The 21,604-nt window shown below is 71.4% G+C and carries 19 protein-coding genes and 1 pseudogene; 11 read left to right on the top strand and 9 right to left on the bottom strand.

Features of this window, described 5'->3' with window-relative positions:
- Nucleotides 1-43 precede the first annotated feature (43 nt).
- A complete protein-coding gene (locus tag OH768_RS05585; protein WP_406450634.1) occupies nucleotides 44-2,479 on the top strand; it encodes a right-handed parallel beta-helix repeat-containing protein in 2,436 nt (811 codons plus the stop codon).
- On the opposite strand, the gene OH768_RS05590 is transcribed toward OH768_RS05585, so the two are convergent.
- A complete protein-coding gene (locus OH768_RS05590; RefSeq protein ID WP_406450636.1) occupies nucleotides 2,449-4,788 on the bottom strand; it encodes a hypothetical protein in 2,340 nt (779 codons plus the stop codon). The two genes, OH768_RS05585 and OH768_RS05590, sit on opposite strands and share 31 nt — an antisense overlap.
- Before the next feature lie 290 nt (nucleotides 4,789-5,078).
- Here OH768_RS05590 and OH768_RS05595 point away from each other — a divergent pair, with 290 nt between their 5' ends.
- Both OH768_RS05595 and OH768_RS05600 read left to right on the top strand, forming a co-directional pair.
- The gene (locus OH768_RS05595; RefSeq protein WP_406450638.1) at nucleotides 5,079-5,909 is read left to right on the top strand and encodes a DeoR/GlpR family DNA-binding transcription regulator; all 831 of its coding nucleotides are present in this window, start codon (nucleotides 5,079-5,081) and stop codon (nucleotides 5,907-5,909) included.
- Between the two features lie 66 nt (nucleotides 5,910-5,975).
- Nucleotides 5,976-6,446, top strand: coding sequence for an SRPBCC family protein (locus OH768_RS05600; protein ID WP_406450640.1), 471 nt, complete (start codon nucleotides 5,976-5,978; stop codon nucleotides 6,444-6,446).
- 115 nt (nucleotides 6,447-6,561) lie between these two features.
- Here the strand turns inward: OH768_RS05600 and OH768_RS05605 are convergent, their stop codons facing one another.
- Nucleotides 6,562-7,686 carry a PLP-dependent cysteine synthase family protein gene (locus OH768_RS05605; protein ID WP_406450642.1) on the bottom strand — a complete coding sequence of 375 codons (1,125 nt, stop codon included), beginning with the start codon at nucleotides 7,684-7,686 and terminating at the stop codon, nucleotides 6,562-6,564.
- 308 nt (nucleotides 7,687-7,994) lie between these two features.
- On the opposite strand from OH768_RS05605, the gene OH768_RS05610 reads away from it, so the two are divergent.
- Both OH768_RS05610 and OH768_RS05615 read left to right on the top strand, forming a co-directional pair.
- Nucleotides 7,995-8,321 carry a hypothetical protein gene (locus OH768_RS05610; RefSeq protein ID WP_019075127.1) on the top strand — a complete coding sequence of 109 codons (327 nt, stop codon included), beginning with the start codon at nucleotides 7,995-7,997 and terminating at the stop codon, nucleotides 8,319-8,321.
- 363 nt (nucleotides 8,322-8,684) lie between these two features.
- Nucleotides 8,685-9,269 (top strand): ATP-binding protein, encoded by a 585-nt coding sequence (locus tag OH768_RS05615; protein ID WP_406450644.1) that lies wholly within the window; start codon nucleotides 8,685-8,687, stop codon nucleotides 9,267-9,269.
- Nucleotides 9,270-9,568: 299 nt separating this feature from the next.
- On the opposite strand, the gene OH768_RS05620 is transcribed toward OH768_RS05615, so the two are convergent.
- The 3 genes from OH768_RS05620 to OH768_RS05630 are packed head-to-tail and all read right to left on the bottom strand — an operon-like array spanning nucleotide 9,569 to nucleotide 13,169.
- Complete coding sequence (locus tag OH768_RS05620) at nucleotides 9,569-12,130, bottom strand: ABC transporter permease (RefSeq protein ID WP_406450646.1); 2,562 nt, start codon at nucleotides 12,128-12,130, stop codon at nucleotides 9,569-9,571.
- Nucleotides 12,127-12,876, bottom strand: a complete 750-nt coding sequence (locus tag OH768_RS05625) for an ABC transporter ATP-binding protein (protein WP_406450647.1) — start codon at nucleotides 12,874-12,876, stop codon at nucleotides 12,127-12,129. Before OH768_RS05625 ends, OH768_RS05620 begins: the two co-directional genes overlap by 4 nt.
- Nucleotides 12,873-13,169 (bottom strand): SHOCT domain-containing protein, encoded by a 297-nt coding sequence (locus tag OH768_RS05630; RefSeq protein ID WP_359613452.1) that lies wholly within the window; start codon nucleotides 13,167-13,169, stop codon nucleotides 12,873-12,875. Before OH768_RS05630 ends, OH768_RS05625 begins: the two co-directional genes overlap by 4 nt.
- 190 nt (nucleotides 13,170-13,359) lie before the next feature.
- Here OH768_RS05630 and OH768_RS05635 point away from each other — a divergent pair, with 190 nt between their 5' ends.
- From OH768_RS05635 to OH768_RS05655, 5 genes and pseudogenes are all read left to right on the top strand, one after another.
- Entirely contained in the window at nucleotides 13,360-13,956 is a 597-nt protein-coding gene (locus tag OH768_RS05635) for a TetR/AcrR family transcriptional regulator (RefSeq protein ID WP_406450650.1), read from the top strand.
- Nucleotides 13,926-14,087: pseudogene (locus OH768_RS05640) on the top strand (cupin domain-containing protein); the annotation flags it as partial. The gene OH768_RS05635 and the pseudogene OH768_RS05640, both read left to right, overlap by 31 nt.
- Nucleotides 14,088-14,098: 11 nt before the next feature.
- Nucleotides 14,099-14,692, top strand: coding sequence for a DUF4865 family protein (locus tag OH768_RS05645; RefSeq protein ID WP_406450652.1), 594 nt, complete (start codon nucleotides 14,099-14,101; stop codon nucleotides 14,690-14,692).
- Entirely contained in the window at nucleotides 14,689-15,606 is a 918-nt protein-coding gene (locus tag OH768_RS05650; protein ID WP_406450654.1) for a phosphotriesterase, read from the top strand. Before OH768_RS05645 ends, OH768_RS05650 begins: the two co-directional genes overlap by 4 nt.
- Before the next feature lie 105 nt (nucleotides 15,607-15,711).
- On the top strand, nucleotides 15,712-16,263 hold the full coding sequence (locus OH768_RS05655; protein WP_406465147.1) for a TIGR03943 family putative permease subunit: 552 nt from the start codon (nucleotides 15,712-15,714) through the stop codon (nucleotides 16,261-16,263).
- 7 nt (nucleotides 16,264-16,270) lie between these two features.
- Here OH768_RS05655 and OH768_RS05660 read toward each other — a convergent pair whose 3' ends face one another.
- Nucleotides 16,271-17,740, bottom strand: a complete 1,470-nt coding sequence (locus OH768_RS05660) for a ketol-acid reductoisomerase (RefSeq protein ID WP_406450656.1) — start codon at nucleotides 17,738-17,740, stop codon at nucleotides 16,271-16,273.
- An 88-nt stretch (nucleotides 17,741-17,828) separates the two neighbouring features.
- Between OH768_RS05660 and ilvY the strand changes: the two genes are divergently transcribed.
- The gene (gene ilvY, locus OH768_RS05665; RefSeq protein ID WP_406450658.1) at nucleotides 17,829-18,683 is read left to right on the top strand and encodes an HTH-type transcriptional activator IlvY; all 855 of its coding nucleotides are present in this window, start codon (nucleotides 17,829-17,831) and stop codon (nucleotides 18,681-18,683) included.
- A 21-nt stretch (nucleotides 18,684-18,704) separates the two neighbouring features.
- Here the strand turns inward: ilvY and OH768_RS05670 are convergent, their stop codons facing one another.
- From OH768_RS05670 to OH768_RS05680, 3 genes are all read right to left on the bottom strand, one after another.
- Nucleotides 18,705-19,898, bottom strand: a complete 1,194-nt coding sequence (locus tag OH768_RS05670) for an SPFH domain-containing protein (protein WP_406450660.1) — start codon at nucleotides 19,896-19,898, stop codon at nucleotides 18,705-18,707.
- Nucleotides 19,899-19,907: 9 nt separating this feature from the next.
- Entirely contained in the window at nucleotides 19,908-20,159 is a 252-nt protein-coding gene (locus OH768_RS05675; protein ID WP_406450662.1) for a hypothetical protein, read from the bottom strand.
- Between the two features lie 107 nt (nucleotides 20,160-20,266).
- Nucleotides 20,267-21,481: an ROK family protein gene (locus OH768_RS05680; RefSeq protein ID WP_406450664.1), complete on the bottom strand. Its 1,215-nt coding sequence runs from the start codon at nucleotides 21,479-21,481 to the stop codon at nucleotides 20,267-20,269.
- Nucleotides 21,482-21,604 lie beyond the last annotated feature (123 nt).

A 21,604-nucleotide genomic window follows, 5' to 3' on the forward strand; every position in this document is an offset into this window, starting at 1 on the left:
CGGCATCAACCCGCGTACCACGAGGTGGGGGCACAGCAGCGCCATGGCACAGGGCACGGTCCAGGTGACGCACACCGGCACATCGCGGTGGCGGCGCCGCACAGGTGAGTACGCGTCGCTCGCCGCCGCCCTGGAGGCCGCGGCCGAGGGCGACGTACTGACCGTCGCTCCCGGCACCTACCGCGAGAACCTCGTCGTACAGCGGTCGGTGACCCTGCGCGGTCCCGAGGGTTCGCCCGGCTCGGTGCGCATCGCGCCTCTGGACGGCGTGCCGTTGACCGTGCGCGCGTCGGCGATCGTCCAGGACCTGCATGTCGAGGGCCAGGACTCGGCCGCGCCCGCGCTCCTTGTCGAGGACGGGGCACCGGAGTTGACGGATCTGCGGATCGTCACACGCTCCGCGTCCGGCATCGAGGTCCGCGGCGGTGCCCGCCCGACCGTGCGGCGCTGCACGGTCGACAATCCGGCCGGCATCGGAATCGCCGTACTCGACGGCGGTGGCGGGGTGTTCGAGGAGTGCGAGGTCGTCTCGGCCGGCCAGGCCGGTGTCGCGGTCCGCGCCGGCGGCCACCCGCGCCTGGAGCGCTGCCGCATCCACCACGCCTCGGGGGTGGGCCTGTCCGCCACCGGCGAGAACTCCTCGCTGGAGGCGGTGGGTTGCGAGGTCTACGAGACGCGCGGCAGCGGCGTCCAGATCACCGCCCGCGCCACCGCGCACCTCACCGACTGCGATGTGCACCGTACGACCGCCGACGGCGTCACGCTCGACACGGACGCGGTGCTGACGCTCGCCGACTGCCGCATCCACGACATCCCGGAGAACGCGGTCGACCTGCGCTCCCGGTCGGTCCTGACGCTGACGCGGACGACGGTGCGTCAGTTCGGGCGCAACGGACTGTCGGTGTGGGACCCGGGCACGCGCGTGGACGCCAACCAGTGCGAGATCTTCGACAGCACGGGCGACTATCCGGCGGTGTGGGTCAGCGACGGTGCGACGGTGGTCCTCGACTCCTGCCGGGTACACGACGTACCGGACGCGCTGTTCGTGCTCGACCGCGGCTCGCGCGCGGACGTCGTCGACAGTGACATCTCCCAGGTGCGCAACACGGCCGTGTCGGTGAGCGACGGCGCGACCGCGCAGCTCGACGACTGCCGGATCCGGGACGCGGCCACGGGCGCCTGGTTCCGCGACCACGGCAGCGGCGGCACCCTGAACAACTGCACGGTGGACGCCACCCAGACCGGCGTGATCGTCACCAAGGGCGCCGACCCCACCATCGAGCGCTGCACGGTCGACGCCCCCGCCGAGGCTGGTTTCTACGTCTCCGCGGGCGGCCGGGGCACCTTCCAGGGCTGCCGGGTGACGGGCAGCGGCGGCTACGGCTTCCATGTCATAGACGGCTGTCGTACGACGCTCAAGAAGTGCCGCACGGAGCGGTGCGCGCGCGGTGGCTACGAGTTCGCGGACGCCGGACCGGACGCGGGGCCCGGCACCGGACCCGTCGTCGAGGACTGCACCAGCGACGAGAGCGGCCTCAAGCAGCCCACCGCCCATGAGACGGCCGTGGAGACGGCGAGCCGGTCGACCAGTGTGCTGGGCGCGATCCCCGGCCAGCGCACCGCCGAGCGGGAGCCCCCGGTCACCGCGCCGGATCCGGAGAAGGAGTCCCGCACCTCCAGGGCGGTCCTCGGTGAACTCGACGGGCTGGTCGGCCTGGACAGCGTCAAGCGCGAGGTGCGTTCCCTCATCGACATGATCGAGGTGGGCCGCCGCCGCCAGCAGGCCGGCCTCAAGGCGGCCTCCGTCAAACGGCACTTGGTCTTCACCGGCTCCCCCGGCACCGGCAAGACGACGGTCGCCCGGCTCTACGGCGAGATCCTCGCCTCGCTCGGTGTCCTGGAGAAGGGGCATCTCGTCGAGGTGTCCCGCGTCGACCTGGTCGGCGAGCACATCGGCTCCACGGCGATCCGCACCCAGGAGGCCTTCGACAAGGCGCGCGGCGGGGTGCTGTTCATCGACGAGGCGTACGCGCTGTCCCCGGAGGACTCGGGCCGCGACTTCGGCAAAGAGGCCATCGACACGCTGGTGAAGCTGATGGAGGACCACCGGGACGCGGTCGTGGTGATCGTCGCGGGCTACACGGCCGAGATGGAGCGGTTCCTGTCCGTCAACCCCGGTGTGGCGTCCCGCTTCTCACGGACCATCACCTTCAGCGACTACAACCCCGAGGAACTGCTGAGGATCGTCGAGCAGCAGGCCGAGGAGCACGAGTACCGGCTGGCCGAGGGCGCGTCCGAGGGACTGACGAAGTACTTCACCGCGATCCCGAAGGGCGCCGCGTTCGGCAACGGCCGTACGGCGCGGCAGACCTTCGAGGCGATGGTGGAGCGGCATGCGAGCCGGGTCGCCCAGGTCGAGGAGCCGAGCACGGACGACCTGACCCTGCTCTACGCGGAGGACCTGCCCGAGCTGCCCTGAGGCGGCACCTCGGGCCGCAGCCGGGCCAGCAGCCGCTCCCGTTCCACGGCGAACGCCGGGTCGGCCTGGTAGTCGGAGTGGCCCAGGATCGGGGCGGGCAGCGGGTGTTGGGCGGTACGGCCGTACTCCAGCGGGTCCTTGAGGGGGCCGTGGTCCACCTCCGGGCCGCAGCCGCCGGTCAGGCGGACCGGGCCGCCGATGGGGTCGGTGAGCCGGTACAGATTGCGCCAGCAGTCGACCTCGTCGTGCAGGCGGCTGAGCGCGGCCGGTCCGAAGTGGGCGGGGAACCAGCGGCCGTAGAGGCGCTCCAGGGGTGAGCCATAGGTCAGGAGGGCGACTCGTTTGCGCTGGGCCGGTTTGAGTTGCCAGGCCGCGGCGGCGGCCAGGACGCTGCCCTGGGAGTGGCCGGAGATGACGAGCCGGCCGCCGGTGGCGCGGGTCCAGGTGGCGATCCGCCAGGTCAGGTCGGGGACCGCGCGCTCGGCGTAGCAGGGCGGGGCGAAGGGATGGGCGGCGCGCGGCCAGAAGGTGCCGACGTCCCACAGGATGCCGATGGTGCGCCGCGCGGAGGGGTCCTTGTAGGCGCGCCTGCCCCAGGTGACGAAGAGGATGAAGCCGAGCCCGATCAGCCAGGAGCCGAGTCCCTGGGAGGTCTGGGCGGCGCCGTGCACGAAAGCCTGCCCCTCCTCTCCGGCCCGTTCCGGTGTCTTGTCGGTGGCGAAGGCGCCGACGAGCGCTGCGGCGCCCAGGAGCAGGGTCGCGGTGGAGGTCACGGCGACCAGGAGGGGGCCGCGGTCGGTGAGCGCGGCCATCGCGCGCGTGCTCGCGATCCGGGCGGTGCGGGCGTGGTCCCGGCGCTCTCCGGGATAGTCGTGCGCCACCGCGCCCAGTTCGGTGCGGCGCAGCCGCCAGGTGCGGTGACCGAGTCCGGCGGAGAGGACGAGGACGACGAGGAGCAGCGGCGGGATCACCGAGGCCTGCCAGGTGAGCAGCACGGGCGGGCCCGCGATGGACATGCCGGTGCCGTCCAGCCAGTCGGAGACCCGCTGGGACACCCCGCCGGACATCACACCGCCCAGGGCGCAGGCCAGCATCGCGACGGCCGGTCCGCCGAGACCGCGCATCGCGGCGCGCGGGTCGGGGTGAGTGCGGTGCAGCAGGTGGGCGACGACCGCGAGGACGATCACCAGCAGGCCCTGGACCAGGGCGATCCCGCCGAAGGCGACGTCTCCCGGCAGGCGCCCGGAGGACTCCCATCCGGGGCGCGGCCAGGCGGCGTACAGCAGGGCGAGGGCGAGCAGCAGGAGCGCGCCGAGCGGCAGCCACCGGACGAGACGGCGGTCGAGTGCCTGGTCGAGGCGGTTCTCGCTGCGGCCCCGGCGGCACACGACGTAGACCACGACGCACGCGAGACCGGCGAGCGCCGTCTCCAGGAGCGCGCCGAGGAAGGCCGGGCCGTGGGATCCGTCGGGCCCGCCGTCGAAGCCCGCCGTCGAGACGGTGACGGCCGCGGCGACCGTCAGGAGGCCCGCCGCCGTGTGAGCGGCGCGCAGTCGGGCGACCAGGCGGCGGCCGTACCAGAAGCCGGGGCGGCCGAGCGAGCTCTGGCCGGTCTCGTCGTCGGGCTCGGGACGGCGCGGAATGGGCCGCTGGGACTCGTACGCGCTCCAGGTGCGGCGGGACAGGTACCAGAGCAGGACGGTCAGCGCGGTCGGCACCAGGGCGGCGAGCGCGAGGCGGCGGCCGGGGCGGCTCCACCAGCTGTCGTGCGAGACGGCGGGCGACAGGAAGCCCAGCCAGGAGTGGCGCTCGGCGCACGCGCGCGTGCCGGCGCACTGCCAGGCGGCGAGATCGAGGGCGACCTCGCAGGCCGCCGCGACGAGCAGCACGGTCAGGGTGAGGCCCGCGAGCCGCACCAGCAGGCCGTAGAAGCGCACTGTCCGTTTCCGGTCGCGGGCGTTGGGGCGCATCCAGTGCGCGAGGTTGACGACCATGAACGGCAGCAGCAGCAGCCACAGGGCGCGGGTGCCGTTGCCGGAGGTCAGGTTGCACCAGACGTACGCCTCGCGGATCGGTCCGGTACGGCCGTCGGCGGTTCTGGACTCGGCGTCGACGTCGGCGGTGCGCCGGAAGACGGCCGCCGTGTCGTCACCGGTGATCCGCACCGTGCGCGGATCGCCGAGCATGTCCTCGGGTGTGGCGCCGCCGACTCCGTGGACCAGGAGTTCCAGGGCGGGTTCGGTCCGGTCTAACCGTACGGCGGGCTCGTCGGCCCCGCTCGTGACGGCATGTTCCTGCACACGCTCCACTGTTCGCACATCCCCCGTGACGTACCGTCTGTCTGTGTCCGTGTGACCACCAGGATCGCCCCTTTCGGCGCGTCGCACACGCCCTGTCACCGAATCTCCCCGATCCGTGTGACAACACGGGGGACGGATGAGGCCCCGATGACATGTGCGCGTCGGGACAGGCGGTGGCGCAGTGCTTGCGGGGGCGTGCGAGGATGGGACGTCCGCGCACCGCAGCCGGGACGAAGGTCCTGCTCCGAGCCGGTGCGCCGGACGGTCGGACGGGTTGAGGCGAAAGGACCGGAGCGTACGTGAGTGAGAATCAGAACCTCCTCGCGGAGCAGCGGCGCGCCCTGATCCTCGACGAGGTCCGGCGCCGCGGCGGCGTCCGCGTCAACGAACTGACCCGCAAGCTCGGCGTGTCGGACATGACCGTCCGCCGCGATCTCGACGCGCTGGCCCGCCAGGGCGTCCTGGAGAAGGTGCACGGCGGGGCTGTGCCGGTTGTCGAGGCGAGCACGCACGAGCCGGGCTTCGAGGCGAAATCTGGTCTTGAACTGACCGCCAAGGAGGACATCGCGCGGGCCGCGGCGGAACTGGTCGCGCCCGGTACGGCGATCGCGCTCTCGGGCGGTACGACGACGTACGCGCTGGCGCACCATCTGCTCGAGGTCGCCGATCTCACCGTGGTCACCAACTCGGTGCGGGTGGCGGACGTCTTCCACGCGGCGCAGCGCACCTCGGGACAGCGGCAGGGCGCGGCGACGGTCGTCCTGACCGGCGGGGTGCGGACCCCCTCCGACTCGCTGGTGGGCCCGGTGGCCGACCAGGCGATCGCGGCGCTCCACTTCGACATGCTCTTCCTCGGCGTCCACGGCATATCGGTCGAGGCCGGGCTGTCCACGCCGAACCTCGCGGAGGCCGAGACCAACCGCAGGCTCGTGCAGTCGGCGCGGCGGGTCGTGGTGGTCGCCGACCACACCAAGTGGGGGACGGTGGGCCTGAGTTCGTTCGCCGCGCTGGAGCAGGTCGACACGCTGGTGACGGACGCGGGGCTGCCGGCCGCGGCACGCGAGGACATCTCCGAGCATCTGCGGCGGCTCGTGGTGGCGGGCGAACCCGACGACGACGCAGACATCTGACGGATCGCCAGCTATCGTGACGTCGCTCCGGTCAACTTCCCTTCTCCGTCAAGGGGGTTCGCGCCCATGGCTCACCGACTGCGCCCCGTCGGGCTCGACTTCATCGACACCGCTCCGGTACGGCTGATCTTCGCGCAGGAGATGTCCGCGGCACCGGACGCGGTATTCCACGCCCTCAACGACGATGTGCCCGGGTGGGCCGAGTGGTTCGCGGCCGTGACCCGGGCCGAGTCGGTCGACGACGGTGCCGGGCGGGACATCCGGCTCAAGGGCGGCGGGCACTTCCGGGAGACGGTGATCGCGGCGAAGGAGGCGGAGGTGTACGCGTATCGGGTCGACGTCACCAACGCGCCGGGCGCGCGGGCAATGGCCGAGGAGTGGCGGCTGATCCCTTCCGGGGGTGGGACGCGGGTTCAGTGGACGTTCGCCGTGGAGGGGAACGCGGTGTTTCGGGGTGTGGTGAGGATGGCGCGGCCCGGGTTGGGGCGGGCGTTCAAGGGGGCGGTGGCTGCGTTGGACCGGCGGCTGGGGCAATAGGGCTCGTCGTTCTTCTGCGGGTCCGTCGTGGCTGGTCGCGCCCGCGCGGCGGAGCCGCAGATCGACACAGCCCCGCGCCCCTGAAAGGGGCGCCGACCAACCGGCGCTCATCAGCTCAGGTTGGCCATACTCCCGTTGCCAAAAGCGACGTGATCGCCTTGCTGTACGGCGTGATGTCCAAGCCCTGTTCCGTCAGCCACTCGTCCGAGTAGTACTTGTCCAGGTAGCGGTCGCCCGGGTCGCACAACAGGGTTACCACGCTGCCTTGTTGGCCCGCTGCCACCATCTCGGCGATGATCTTCAGGGCGCTCCAGAGGCCGGTGCCGGTGGAGCCGCCCGCCTTGCGGCCGATGGCTTGTTCCAGGGCTCGTACGGCGGCGACGCTGGCCGCGTCCGGGACCTTCATCATGCGGTCCACTGCGCCCGGCACGAAGCTCGGTTCCATCCGGGGGCGGCCGATGCCCTCGATACGGGAGCCGCAGTCACAGGTGACGTCCGGATCGCCGGTGGTCCAGCCCTCGAAGAAGCAGGAGTTCTCCGGGTCGGCGACACAGACCAGGGTGTCGCGCTGCGTGTAGTGGACGTAGCGTGCGAGGGTCGCCGAGGTGCCGCCGGTGCCGGCCGTGGCGACGATCCACGCGGGCTCCGGGAAACGCTCCAACTCCAGCTGGCGGAAGATGGATTCGGCGATGTTGTTGTTGCCGCGCCAGTCCGTGGCGCGCTCCGCGTAGGTGAACTGGTCCATGTAGTGGCCGCCGGTCTCCATCGCCAGGGCGGCCGACTCCTCGTACATCTTGCGTGAGTCGTCCACGAAGTGGCACCGGCCGCCGTGGAATTCGATGAGGCGGATCTTCTCGGCGCTGGTCGTGCGCGGCATGACCGCGATGAAGGGGACGCCGATCAGCTTGGCGAAATACGCCTCGGAGACGGCGGTGGAGCCGCTGGACGCCTCGATCACCGGGCGGGTGGGCCGGATCCAGCCATTGCACAGGCCGTAGAGGAAGAGGGAGCGGGCCAGGCGGTGTTTGAGGCTGCCCGTCGGGTGGGTCGACTCGTCCTTCAGATACAGGTCGATGCCCCAGTGCTCGGGCAGCGGGAAGCGCAGGAGGTGGGTGTCGGCGGAGCGGTTGGCGTCTGCCTGGACCTTGCGGACGGCTTCTTTCAGCCAGCTCCGGTAGGCGGCGTCGCTGCGGTCGACATCGAGGGTGGCACCGGTCGGGGCCTGTGGGGTGGTGCTCACGGCGGGACTCCTTACGCTTCGCGCCGACGGCGCTTCGCGCGGCCGACACCTCGATCATATGCACCTTCCGCACGCTTCTCACCTGCATAAACATGCCTTTGGGAAGGTCAAAGGCACCCCTGGGGAGCGGTCACGGCGGATCCTGGGGGGCGCATTTATGCGAGTGCTCCGAGTACTCACCGTGACCGTGTCGTGCGTACTGGTGCTCGACGCCCGGTGCGGGCAGACTGCACCGGGGCGGGACGAACGTCCTGAACGGGGGCGCACGCTGGATCACGAGATGTCCTGGACCAAGGGGGCGGGGAAGCATGGCGGAGCCGGAGTTCACGGCCACGGGCGTGCGGATCGGGAAGCGGCTGCGGTCGCTCACCCGGGCCGGACAGGTCCGGATCAATGACGGCAGGCTGGAGTTGCTCACCAGTTACGGCAGCGAGATCGACAGCGCGCCGGTGCAGGCGGTACGCGCGTCGAAGCCCTGGTTCGCCCCGGAGGACCGGGCGCTGGCCGACCTGAACGGCAATCGGTACCTGCTGACGCTCGGCGAGCACGACCCCGCGCCGGGGCAGCCCGGGCCCCCTGCGGCACGCCGGTTCATCGAGGCCGTGCGCAAGGCTGCCGGGCGCGGGGGCGGCTGACCGATCGGTGCCGGGCGTCGCGGGCGGGCCGCGCAGGGCGGCAGCTGACCGTGGCGCGAGCAGGCGGTGGAGAGCACCAGTTGATCGGTGCCGCGAGCAGGCGGTGGAGAGCACCGGTCGAACGGTGCCGCGAGCAGGCGGTGGAGAGCACCAGTCGAACGGTGCCGCGAGCCGGCGGTGAAGAGCGGCGAGTTGCGGGACCGCCACCCCTGCGTCACTCTGGTCTCACGTCACTCTGGGTTTACCGGCGATAACGCTGCGAACCAGCCGCCGGGCACAACAGCAGGCGGCCTATTTCCCTCGACCAGCCTGCTGGATCCGAACTCCGTGTTCTTCCGGGCCTCTCGTCGGGGAGTCGCAGCCGTGATCACTCACCCAAGCAGGCACTGCGCGGTAGAGCTCCAAGCTCTGCCGTCGCGGATCGGCCAGGTCCGCAGAATCGTATCTGCGCAGTTGCGCTACTGGCATCTCGATCCACTCATAGACCGGGCGGCGCTCGGTGTGACAGAGCTCCTGACCAACGTCCACCGGCACGCCCAGCCCGACAAGACGTGCACCGTCGAGATCGAGCTGCTGCTCGACCACCTCGTCGTCTCCGTGCACGACCACGATCCCCGGCTCCCGGTCGCCGGCGACATCTCCGACGTCGCGGCCACTGCCACGTGTGGGCGGGGGCTCGCCATGGTGGCCGCCGTCAGCGAGAGCTGGGGGGTGCGGCCGGAGGGGGAGTCCGGGAAGGTTGTTTGGTTCATGCTTTCGGCCACGCCAGCGGTAGCGCCTGCGGCGGCAGCGGCATCAACGCCGGGGGCGGTTCGGCCGGTGCGTCGGGCGGGGGTGGGTGCGGGTGCGGGTGCGGAGAAGCCTGCGCAGCGGTTCGTCAGCGAGGTTGAGCTTCCGGACGAACACCGGTCCCAGCACGCTCCCGCCCGGTCGGCCGTTGCCGGTTGATCGGGCGGTGATTTGGGTTGGGGGATTGGGGGCTGACTGGGCCGGTGTTGGGTAGGCGCCGCGCGCACCTCTTTTGGTTCGGTCGCCTTCGGGGCGCTTCAAGCCGGTGTCGAGAGCCCCACCGTGCGCACCTCCTTTGGTTCGGTCGCCTTCGGGGCGCTTCAAGCCGGTGTCGAGAGCCCCACCGTGCTCGGCGCTGCGCGCCTCCGCGCGCTGGGGCTCTCGACACCGGCGCGCCCCTACGGCTCCCTCTCGGCCGGCGCGTTGGCACACTGAGGTTGGTGGGCCCTTGCCGTTGGCTACTCCGCCGCGATGGCTCGGAGTAGGTCGAGATGTGCGGCTCGGCGGGCTGGGCGGAGGCCTGCGAGTGCACCTGCTGTCAGGCCTACCAGTGCCACTAGGAGGAGTTGTTGGGGTGGGACGGAGAAGGCGAAGGTGCTGTCGCTCGCGCCGTCCGAGGCCTTGACCAGGACCCAGCCCAGGAAGGCGCCGAGGGCGAGGCCGCCTACCGTGCCGAAGGCTGCCACCAGGACCGACTCCCAGCGGACCATGGCCCGGAGTTGGCGGCGGGTCTGGCCCACTGCCCTCAACAGGCCCAGTTCGCGGGTGCGTTCGTGGATCGCCAGGGTCAGTGTGTTGGCGATGCCGAGCAGGGCGATCAGGACTGCAAGGGCGAGTAGTGCGTAGACGAGGGTCAGCATCATGTCAATGCCGCCTGCCGAGGACTGGGCGTATTCGTGGCGGGTCTGGACCTCTGGGGCGCCGTAGCGGTCGGCGACCTTCTCGACGGCGGCCTTGCCCGTCGCCGTGCTCACGCCATGCTTGAAGGAGACTGCGACCAGCGTGTCGGAGTCCTGGGTGCGGTGTGGGGCCCAGGCGGCCCGGGTGATGACGTAGTCGCCGGCCAGTTCGGACTGGCCGTAGACCGCGCGGACCGTGAAGGTCTTCTTCTTGCCGTCGGTGAAGGTGAGTTGGGCCTTGCTGCCGGTGGTGAGGTGCTGGCGGTCCGCTTCTGTGCGCGTGATGGCCATGCCGTCGGTGCCCAGGGTGCTCAGGGAGCCCTGGAGCTTTCCCAGGTCGAAGGTCCGGGCCAGAGCGGTGGGGTCCGTCACCGTCAACGCCCTTCCCTTGCCGTTGACTTCGGCCACCCCTTTGCCGAGGCCCACCGCGGTGTCCACTTCGGGCAACCTGCCGATGGCTCCGGCCAGTTGAGGGCTCAGTCCGCTGCCGCCCGCGCCGAAGGAGGGGGTGCTCACCGCCACGTCTCCCGCGAAGGAGCGCGACACGGTCTGGTCCATCGTGGCCTTCAGTGAGGCGCCGAAGACTGTGAAGAGCGATACGACGGCCACGCCGATCATCAGCGCGCTCGCGGTGGCGGCCGTCCGGCGGGGGTTGCGCAGGGCATTGCGCCTGGCGAGGCTGCCGGTGATGCCGCGCAGTCGGTCCAGGGGGCTGCCCAGGACGCGTACCGCCGTGGCGGAGGCTACCGGGCCCAGGACCACGAAGGCGATCAGAGCCAGCAGCGCCCCAAGTCCCGCCAGCAGCAGGGACGGTGAGACCAGTACGCCGGTGAGTGTCACGGCTACCGCGAGGGTGGCCAGGATTATTCCGGTCACCGCTCGGGGGCGGGATGCGCCGGACTCGTCGACTGCCGTCTCGCGGAGTGCGGCCAGGGGGGCGGTGCGGCCGGCGCGGATGGCCGGCATGAGGGCGGAGGCCAGGCAGACGACTGTGCCTACCAGCAGGGGCAGGGCGAGGGAGAGCGTGTGGATCACCAAGTCGCCGTCCGGGAAAGGGAATCCGATCGCCGGGAACAGTGCCTGGAGTCCGGCCGCTGTGCCGATGCCGCCCGCGAGGCCCGCTGCCGACGCCGTCACCGCCACCACACTCGCCTCGGTGACTGTGGCTGCGGTGATCTGGCGGCGGGAGGCGCCGAGGGCCCGCAACAGGGCGTTCTCGCGGGTGCGTTGGGCGATGACGATGGCGAAGGTGTTGTGGATCGAGAAGGTCGCCACCAGCAGGGCGATGCCGGAGAACACCAGGAGGAAGGTGGTGAAGATCGTCAGGAATTGAGCGGAGACCATGTCCGTGTTCTCCTGCGCCGACTGCTGTCCCGTGATCGCCTCAACTCCCTTGGGGAGTACGGGAGTCAAGCGGTCGACCAGTTGTTGCTGGCTTACGCCGGGGCCCGCGCGCACTCTGATGGTCGACGCCTCGCCCGGCTTGGCGGTGAGGTACTTCTCGGCGTCGGACTGGGTCATCCCGGTGAACGTCACCTGGGCCATGCCGTCCTCGCCGCCGAAGGTCGCGAGGCCGACGATCGTCACCTTGACGGGGTCCGGTGTGCGGAGCGTTGTCGTGTCGCCGATCTTCAGGTGGCCCTTGTCGGCGGCGCCTCGGTTGACGACGACCTCGCCGGAGGCGGTGGGAGTGCGGCCCTCGGCCAGGTGGTACGGGTTGAGTTTCGGGTCGGTGATCCAGTTGCCGGCGAGGGTGGGCGGGCCCTTGCCGCCGATCGCTTCGCCGTTGGCGCCGACGAGTTGGCCCGCGCCCTGGATGCTGGGGGCGGCGGCCGCGACGCCGGGTACCTGGGCGATGGTCTTCGCCAGGGATGTGCTCACCGGCTGCCGTACGCCCTGGCTCTCGCCGGGGGTCGTGATGGCGTCCGCGCTGCGGACCACGGCGTCCGTGCCGCTGGTGGCGTCGCCGAACATGGTGTCGAAGTCGGCGCGCAGGGTGTCGCCCATGACGAGGGTCCCGGCGAGGAAGGCGACACCCAGGAACACGGCGAGGAACGTACCGGCGAAGCGCCTTTTGTGGGCTCGCAGGGAGGACATGCTCAGGCGTACGGACGCGTTCATGACCTCACCTCGAAGGCCTTGAGGCGGTCCAGCACCTTGTCGGCCGTGGGGGATTCCATACGGTCCACCAGGCGTCCGTCGGCGAGGAAGACGACCTCGTCGGCGTGGGCGGCGGCGACCGGGTCGTGGGTGACCATGACGACCGTGCGGTCTGTCTGGCGTACGGCGCGGCGGAGCAGGCCGAGGACCTCGCCGCCGGAGCGGGAGTCGAGGTTGCCGGTCGGCTCGTCGGCGAAGACGACCTCGGGGCGGCCCGCGAACGCCCTTGCCACGGCGACGCGTTGCTGCTGGCCGCCGGAGAGTTCGGAGGGGCGGTGATGGAGGCGGTCGCGGAGGCCGACGACGTCGATGAGCTCGTCGATCCAGTCGCGGTCGCCGCCGGCTCCGGAGAGGTCGAGGGGGAGGGTGATGTTCTCGGCGACGGTCAGGGTCGGGATCAGGTTGAAGGCCTGGAAGACGAAGCCGACGCGGTCGCGGCGGAGGAGGGTGAGGCGCCGGTCGTCGAGCCCGCCGAGTTCCGTGTCGCCGATGTAGGCGGCTCCGGAGGTGAGTGTGTCGAGTCCGGCGGCGCAGTGCATCAGGGTGGATTTGCCGGAGCCGGAGGGGCCCATGATCGCGGTGAAGCGGCCGGCCGGGAAGTCGACGCTCACCCCGTCCAGAGCGCGTACGGCGGTGTCGCCGACGCCGTACACCTTCACGGCGTCGACGACCCGCGCGGCCGTGCGGGTGGTGGTCGCGGTGGTCATGCCGGGCCGCCTCCCTTGCCGACGCGGCCGAACTGCTCGTCCAGGACGGACAGTCGGCGCCAGTACTCGTCCTCGTCGATCTCGCCGGAGGCGAAGCGGCGGCCGAGGACCGCGAGCGGGGAGTCGCCGGTGGGGCGGGGGTCGGCCATTGCGCGCCAGGGGGCGACGCGACCGCGCCAGGCCGTGCGGCGGAGCACGGTCACCACGCCGACCACTACGGCCGCCCAGATCAGCGGGAAGAACAGGATCCACGGGCCGGGGCCGCCGCCGTTCCAGTTCGCCAGAGTCTGCATGTCGATTCATCTCCCTGAGGTGGAGCCCCGGGTGGGGCTTCCGGTGATGTACCGAGACTGGCTCCGGGGAGGGGGTCGGGTCGTCGTACGGCCAGCGGCAGTGTGTGTACCTCCCGGGGAGTACACGGGTTCGTTCCGGCTGCTCCTTAAGCCCTCGACTTCTGTAACTACTAGTATGTACAGTCGTGGCATGAGCACCCCGGAGCGGTTGATCGAGTCCACCCGAGAGCTGTTGTGGGAGCGCGGTTACGTGGGCACCAGCCCCAAGGCGATCCTGGAGCGCGCGGGCGCCGGGCAGGGCAGCATGTACCACCACTTCAAGGGCAAGCCGGATCTGGCGCTGGCGGCGATCCGGCGGACGGCCGAGGAGTTGCGGGCTACCGCAGCGGGAGTACTCGACGGGCCGGGCACGCCGTACGAGCGGATCGAGGCGTTTCTGCGGCGCGAGCGCGATGTGCTGCGCGGGTGTCCGGTCGGGCGGCTGACGATGGATCCGGACGTGATCGCCAGCCCCGAGTTGCGCGAGCCGGTGGACGAGACCCTGGACTGGATCCGTGAGCGGCTCGCCGGAATCGTCGAAGAGGGCAAGGAGCAGGGGCAGTTCGGGGCCGAGCTGGACGGCGAGGAGATCGCGGCGACGGTTCTCGCGACCGTGCAGGGCGGGTACGTCCTGGCCCGTGCGTCCGGTTCGCCGGGCGCGTTCGACGCGGGTGTCCGGGGGCTGCTCTCCCTGCTCTCCCCCATGCCTCCCACGCCTCCCATCCGCACGGCCAGGTGCTGTACGTGACTGAGGGCGAGGGACTCGTGCAGCGCAAGGGCGGTGCCGTCGAGACGATCCGCGCGGGCGACACCGTGTGGATCGAACCGGGCGAGTGGCACTGGCACGGGCACGTCGACCCCGCGAACTACCCCTCCTGAGGAGGCACTTGATGCACGCCATGCAGTACGAACTCACCCTGCCCGCCGACTACGACATGGGCGTCATCCGGGGCCGGATGGCGCGGGTCGGGCATCTGCTCGAGGACTGGGACGGGCTCGGCTTCAAGACGTATCTGCTGCGTGAGCGCGGGGTGCATGGCTCACCGGTCAACCAGTACGCGCCGTTCTATCTGTGGAACACGGTGGAGGGCATGAACCGCTTCCTCTGGGGCGGCGCCTTCCAGCGGCTCGTCGACGACTTCGGGCGCCCGGAGGTACGACAGTGGACTGGCCTCGCCTACGAGGAGGGCGGCGCCGCGGGCTCGCCCGCCGCCGTCGCCGTGCGCAGCCGGCGGCGGATACCGGAGGGGGTGGAACTGGCCGCGGTCATGGGGGACGCGGTCGGTGAGACCCGGCGGCTGGCCGGGGAGGACGGCGCGGTGCTCGCTGCGGCGGCCGTCGACCCGCACGGCTGGGAATTGGTGCACTTCTCGCTCTGGGAACTCTGGGAGCACGACAAGCCGAAGGCGGAGGGGGACGTGTTCCAGGTGCTGCATCTTTCGGCGCCGGGGCGCGGCGCCTTGCCGCGCGGTCGGCAGTGGTGAGTGGCGTCGGCGTCGTCCGTACGGTGCTGGGGGATGTGGAACCCGGGGGGCTGGGGGTGTGCGACGCGCACGACCATCTCTTTCTGCGCAGTCCCCAACTCCCGGGGCAGGAGTTGGAGGACGCCTCGGCCGCGCGGGCCGAGTTGGCCGCGTTCCGTTCGGTGGGCGGTGGCGGTGTCGTGCAGTGGACGCCGTACGGGATGGGGCGGCGGGTCGCCGATCTGCCCGCGCTGTCCCGGGCCACGGGTGTGCATGTGGTGTGCGCGACCGGGTTGCATCAAGCGGCCCACTACAGTCGGGAGTTGTTGGCGAGCCTGCGCGGCCGGCTGGCCGAGATGTTCGTCGCCGAGCTGACGGAGGGCGTCGGACCGTCCGGTGTCCGTGCCGGGATCATCAAGGTCGCGGGCGGTTTCCACGGCCTCGACGCGCACGCCCGGTGGACGATGACCGCCGCGGCCGAAGCACACCGGGCGACGGGTGCGCCCATCGCCGTCCACCTGGAGTTGGGCACGGGCGCACTCGACGTACTGGACCTGCTGTGCGGGGAGTTGGGCGTCCAGCCGGATCGGGTGATCCTCGGCCATCTCAACCGCTCCCCCGACCCCGTGGTCCAGCGACTGGCTGCCGGCGCGGGCGCCTATCTGGCGTTCGACGGTCCGTCCCGGGCGAACCACGCCACGGACTGGCGCATGCCGGACGGGGTGCGGGCGCTGGCCGAGGCCGGTTTCGGCGACCGGCTGCTGCTCGGCGGGGACACGGTGGTCGCGGGCGCCCGCTCGGTGGACGGCGGGCCGGGGATGCCGTATCTGCTGCGGAGGGTGGGGCCGCGGCTCGCGGTGGAGCTTGGTGAGGAGCTGGTGGGGCGCGTCCTCAGGGAGAACCCCGCGCGGGCGTTCGCCGTCGACTGGCATTGAGAGAGCGCGGTATGCCTCCGCGCCGGAGGCGGTTGTCGAAGATTGACGAGAGCCCGCTATGTTCGACGCGGACATCGAACATGTGGAGCTCGTGTGCAGACGACAGTGCAGCCGCCCAGAGCGGCGGAGGCTGCGGATGTCGCGGCGGCGGGGTGGCCCCGGTCCTGGCCTTTCCTCCCCGCGCTGAGCCTGCTCTTCTACGCCCCGCCCGCCCTCGGCGCCTACACCGCCTCCCGCGCCGCCCCCAAGGCGGTCCCCCAGCAGGACTCCTTCGATCCGCTGCCCGCGACCTCGCCGCTGCCGATGACGCTCACCGACTTCACCACCCGTGTGCAGCAGGACCGCAAGGGGACCACCAAGGGCCGCACCGTCCAGATGACCGGTTTCGTCACGCCCGACAGAGGAAGCACCTCCTGGGACCTGACCCGCATCATGATCTCGTGCTGCGCGGCGGACGCCCAGTCCATCAAGGTGCGGGTCTACGGCATCCCGGCCCTGGCCGCCAACACCTGGGTGACGGTCACCGGGACCTGGCACGCGGGCGGAACCCTGGGTACGAGTTCCGCCCCGGCCGCGCTCGACGGCGTCACCGTCGAGAAGGTCGCCAAGCCGGTGAACGCCTACCAGGACGCCCTGCCGTTCCCGGCCTCGCGGTGACCCGCGCTCAGACCACCGAGATGTCCACGGACGGCCGTAGTTTCGCCGCCGCGGCCAGTGCCTCGTGCATGGGGTGGGTGTCGAAGGCCGTCAACAGGGCTTCGTTCGGGGGGAGTTCGGACGCCGGGTAGGCGATCTGCTCGTAGGCCGCCTGGAAGCGCGGGCCCCAACGGCGGGTGCCCAGGCGGGCCGTGCGGGAGCAGTTGTCGACCATGTACGCCACATCGCGGGCGTGCATGTAGGGCAGCAGGGAGTCGACCGCCTCGATGACGGACTCGTTGACGATCTCCGACCAGGGGTGGCCGCGCTCGGCGAACTCGTCGACCTGGGCGGTCATCGTCGCCACGAACACCCCGGCGGTGAACGGCTCTACGGGCAGGGCGCGTTCGGCCCGGCGGGCGCGGACCTCCGCTCCGGCGGCCCACATCGGTGAGCCGCCGATCCCGCTCATCTTCCGTGCGCCGAGCCGCCGTTCGGCGAGAACGACGCTGCGCAGTTCGGTGCCGTCGGCGACCTCGTCGTAGATCTCGGCGACGATCTCGCGGGCGGGGCCGTAGGTCGCCGAGTAAGCGCGGTCGAAGATCTCGCGTCCGGCCGGGTCCAACTCCTCGCGGACGGCGCGGAGTCCGGCGTGCGAGATGGTGCGGGCGATGGGTCCGGTGACGTTCTCGCAGGAGCGCTCGTACGCGGTCACCGGGTCGTCACCGGACAGGCGGTAGCGCGTGTAGAGGCTCTCGACGATGCCGTGGACGGCACCGAGCAGGATGGCGCGTTCACCGACGATGTCGGAGCGGTACTCGCTCTCGAGGGTGGTGCGGAAGGTGTACGGCGAGCCGAGCGCGACCGACCAGCCGAGCGCGCGGTCGGTGGCCGTGCCGTCGGGGTCGGCGTGGACGGCGTAACTGCTGTTGATGCCCGCGCCGTTGATCTCCGCGCCCTGTTCGTAGAGGCGGCGCACGGAGTCGCCCATGCCCTTGGGGCAGACGGCGATGACGCCGTGTCCGGGCGGGAACTCGCCGCCGGTGGCCCGGAGATGACCGAGGAGGAAGCCGTGGGAGAGGCCGATGGTGGCGCCGGGCTTGAGCGCCGCGAAGATCTCCTCGTGGTGTGCGGCAAGGGCGGCGTCCGCGATGAGGAGGATGACGAGGTCGCTGTCGGCGGTGACGGCGAGCCAGTCGCCGAGCGTGCCGTCCTCCTCGGTGAAACCGTGGGCGCGGGCGTCGGCCGCGGACGCCGAGCCGGGGCGCAGGCCGACGCTCACCCGGATGTCCGTACCGGCGAGGGAGTCGCGCAGGTTGCGGGCCTGGGCGCGGCCCTGCGGGCCCCAGCCGATGACGCCGATGCGGCGGACGCCGGCGAAGGCCTGCGGGAGCAGCGGGAAGAGGTGCCGGCCGCCGCGCAGGATGGTCTCCGTGCCGCCGGGCACGTCCATCGTTTCGAGGGTGAAGACGGCGGAGGTGTGCGTGGTCGAGGTCATGGTCGAGTTGTAGGCTCCGGGCGAGTGTTGCGGCAAGCGCAATCTGTGCAGCGGACTGTTGCGAGAAGTGAAAGGGCCAGGTCAAGAGATGCGGGACGACCGTCGGGAGCTGCATCTTTTCCTGCATCTGACGCAGACGCTGAACTTCGGGCGGACGAGTCTCGACTGCCATGTCAGTCCGGCGACGCTCACGCGGACCGTGCAGCGGCTGGAGGCCGGCCTCGGGCACCGGCTGTTCGACCGTGGGGCGCGCGGGGTGTCGTTGACGGCGGAGGGGCACCGGTTCCGTGAATACGCCGTCCAGGCACTGGAGTTGTGGCGTACCTACCGCGAGGAGCATCCCGACCCGGCCGAACTCACCGGCCGCCTCACCCTGTTCGCCACGGTGACCGCCTGCCAGGCCCTGCTGCCGGACCTGTTGGCGCCGTTCCGGGCCGCGCATCCGCAGGTGCGGCTCGATCTGCGCACCGGCGACGCGGCGGCTGCGCTGGCCCGCCTCGACGAGGGTGAGGTGGACGTGGCGGTCGCGGGGATCCCGGCGCGGCTGCCGGAGCCGTTGGTGAGCCGGACGGTCGCGGTGACCGAGCTGGTGCTGGTCACCGCACGCGACCGTCCCGATCCGGATCTCGACGGCCCGTTCGTCCTCCCGCACCGTGGTCTGGTCCGGGAGGCGGCCGACCGCTGGTTCCGGGCCCGGGGCACGACACCGGACGTGGCGTGTGAACCGGACGGCCACGAGGGGCTGTTGACGCTGGTCGCGCTGGGCTGCGGGACGGGTGTGGTGCCCCGGCTGGTGCTGGAGTGCAGTGCCGTACGGGAGCGGCTGGCGGTCGTCGCGGCGGATCCCGCGCCGGAGCCGCTCCCGATCGGGCTGTGCGTACGGCGGGCGGACCTGCGCCGCCCGCTGGTGGCGACGCTGTGGAGCCTCACGGCTCCCTGGTAGGACCGGCCGCTCGCGCCTCTGCTAGTCGAGGTCCACCGGACCGTCGTCCTTCTTGTCGTCCTTCTTGCCGTCCTTCTTCGCCGGGAGTTGGAGCAGGTTCTTGACGTCGTCGCCGGGGCGTCGGCCGTCGTTGTCCGCGTTGCCCAGGTTGCCCCGGACCGAGTCGAGGATCGTGAGGCCCTGCGAGACCAGGCCGGCCGCGATCTCGCCGAGGCCGTCCGCGCCGTTGAGGACGTTGACGTTGGCGCCGGCGAGGCCGCCCGCCGCTTCCTTCACGATCTGCGGGAGCTGGTCGATCAGCATGCGGTCGAGCGCGACCCGGTCGTAGGAGGCCGCCGCCTCGGCCTGGATCTTCATACGGTCGGCCTCCGCGATGGCGAGCAGCTTGATCCGCTGGGCCTCGGCCTCGGCCGGCTTGACGATCTCGGCGACGAGCTGCTGCTGGCGCAACTCGGCCTGGCGCTGGGCCAGTTCGGTCTGCGCGGCGAGCACTTCCTGCTGGGCGTGGGCCTGCGCCAGCGGTCCGGCCTGTGCGGCCTGCGCCTGGGCGCGGTCCACCTCGGCGGAGTACTCGGCCTTGACGACGGCGGTCTGCCGGGCGTACTCGGCCTGGTTGCGGGCCGCGACCTGCTGCGCCTCGGCCGAGGCCTGGGTGGCCTGTGCCTGGGCGATCTGGGCCTGGCGCTGGATGGCCGCCTTGTGCGGGGCGGACATGGCCTCGATGTAGCCGGTGTCGCCGTCGTCGATCGACTGGATCTGCAGCGAGTCCACGATCAGGCCGATCTTGGCCATCTCGATCTTCGAGGTGTCCAGGACCTCGGCGGCGAGCTTCTGCCGCTCGGTGACGATCTCCTCGACGGTCATCGAGCCGATGATGGACCGCAGGTGACCGGCGAAGATGCGGCCGGTCAGGACCGACATCTGGTCCTGGTCGGACAGGAAGCGCTGGCCCGCGTTTATGATGCTCTCGGTGTCGTTGCCAACCTTGAAAGCGATGACGGCGCGGACGTTCAGGGCGATGCCCTGCCGGGTCACGCAGGTCTCGGTGACCTCTGCCTCGCACATCGCCAGGGTGAGGAAACGGGTCTTGCGGAAAACCGGGAGCACGAACTTTCCGTGCCCCGTCACTACTCGGAACGGCGCGCCCCCCAGTCCCCGCCTGCCACCCGAGATCAGCATCGCCTCATCGGGAGCGGGAACGCGGTAACCGAACATTGGTACTCCTCACTCTGCGCCGGCGGGGTCCCCGCCCAGCGCGTCCAATGGATCCACCCATTCGATGACGTGGACCTCACGACCCCCACGCGACTCGATCACGAGCACGGTCGCCCCCGTGGGCAGAGGATCGTCAGACCAGGCGAGGAAGGTCTCGGAGCCGCCGCGGACGCGCACCAGGATCTCGCCGGGGCCCGCGCTTCCGCGGGTTCCGATGATCACCTGCCCCGTGCATCCGATCACGGGCTCATCCTGCGGCATCACCGGCCGCCCTCCATCCTCTGGCCTTAGGTTTCCGACGATAGACCTACTCTGCCCCGGCTCCCAACGGGCTCGTCAATTCCTTCCGTCACGTACCGTCCGCGCGGTCAGGAAAGAGCCGCCAGCGGGTCGTCGAGCACGGGCTGCCACGCCAACTCGGCGGCGCCGACCAGGCTGTTGTGGTCGAGGGTGCAGGCGAGGATCGGCACGCCCCCGCTCTGCCCCCACAGGCTGCGGTCTGCGACGACCGCGCGCAACCGGTCCGGGTCGGCGTCGAGGAGGGTGCGGTGCAGTCCGCCGAGGATGATCCGGTCGGGATTGAGGATGTTCACCAGCCCGGCGAGCCCCAGCCCCAGCCGGTCGATCAGGGTCTCGGCGGCCTTCCGGACGGACGGGTCGTCGTAATGGTGGCGGATCAGGTCGTTGGACTGCTGGAGCAGGGACACCTCGGGGCCGGGGTCCCGGCCGGCGGCCGTGAGGAAGGCGAGCGGGTCGGCCTCGACGTCGAGACAGCCGCGGCTGCCGCAGTAACAGGGGCGGCCCTCGGGGTTGACGGTGAGGTGTCCGACTTCGAGCGCGAGCCCCGAGCTCCCCGTGTGCAGACGCCCGTCGAGGACCAGCGCACCGCCCACACCCCGGTGCCCGGTCGCCACGCACAGCAGGTCGCGGGCGCCCCGGCCCGCGCCGTGCCGGTGTTCGGCGAGCGCGGCGAGGTTGACGTCGTTGCCCGCGAACGCCGGTCCGGTGAGGCCGGCCGCGCGCACGCACTCGGCGAAGATCCGCCGCACCGGGGCGCCAGCGGGCCAGGCCAGGTGCAGCGGGTTGAGCGCCAGTCCGTCGGGCTCGGCGACGGCGGACGGCACGGCGAGTCCGGCGCCCACACAGCGCCGGCCCGTCTCGCGCAGCAGATCCGCACCGGCCTCGACCACCGAGCCGAGCACCTTCGCCGGGTCGGCGTCGACGGCCTCGCAGCCCGGGGCTGTCGCCACGATCTGGCCGCCGAGACCGACCAGCGCGGCGCGGAAGCCGTCGGCGTGCACCTGGGCGGCGAGGACGACGGGGCCGTCCTCGGCGAGCGCGAGGCGGTGCGAGGGGCGGCCCTGCGAGCCTGCCGCCGCGCCGGGCCTCGCGTCGACCCTGATCAGGCCCAGTGCCTCCAGCTCTGCGGCCACCGCGCCGGCCGTCGCGCGGGTCACGCCGAGTTCGGCGGTGAGTACGGCGCGGGTGGGGGCGCGGCCGGTGTGCACGAGCTCCAGTGCGGGGCCGAGGGCTCCGCGTCCTCGGTCCAGCCGCGCTCTTGAGGTTGTCCCTTCGCCGCTCATGAGGGGGAGTCTCCCATGATCCGTAGAGAGCCGTTCGGGGTCGTGTTCACAGTTACGGCCGGTGGGGGCTGGTCGCGCCCACGCGGCGGAGCCGCATATCGATACAGCCCCGCGCCCCTGAAG

Origin of the sequence: Streptomyces sp. NBC_01622 (assembly GCF_045209635.1) — a bacterium.
Taxonomy (GTDB): domain Bacteria; phylum Actinomycetota; class Actinomycetes; order Streptomycetales; family Streptomycetaceae; genus Streptomyces.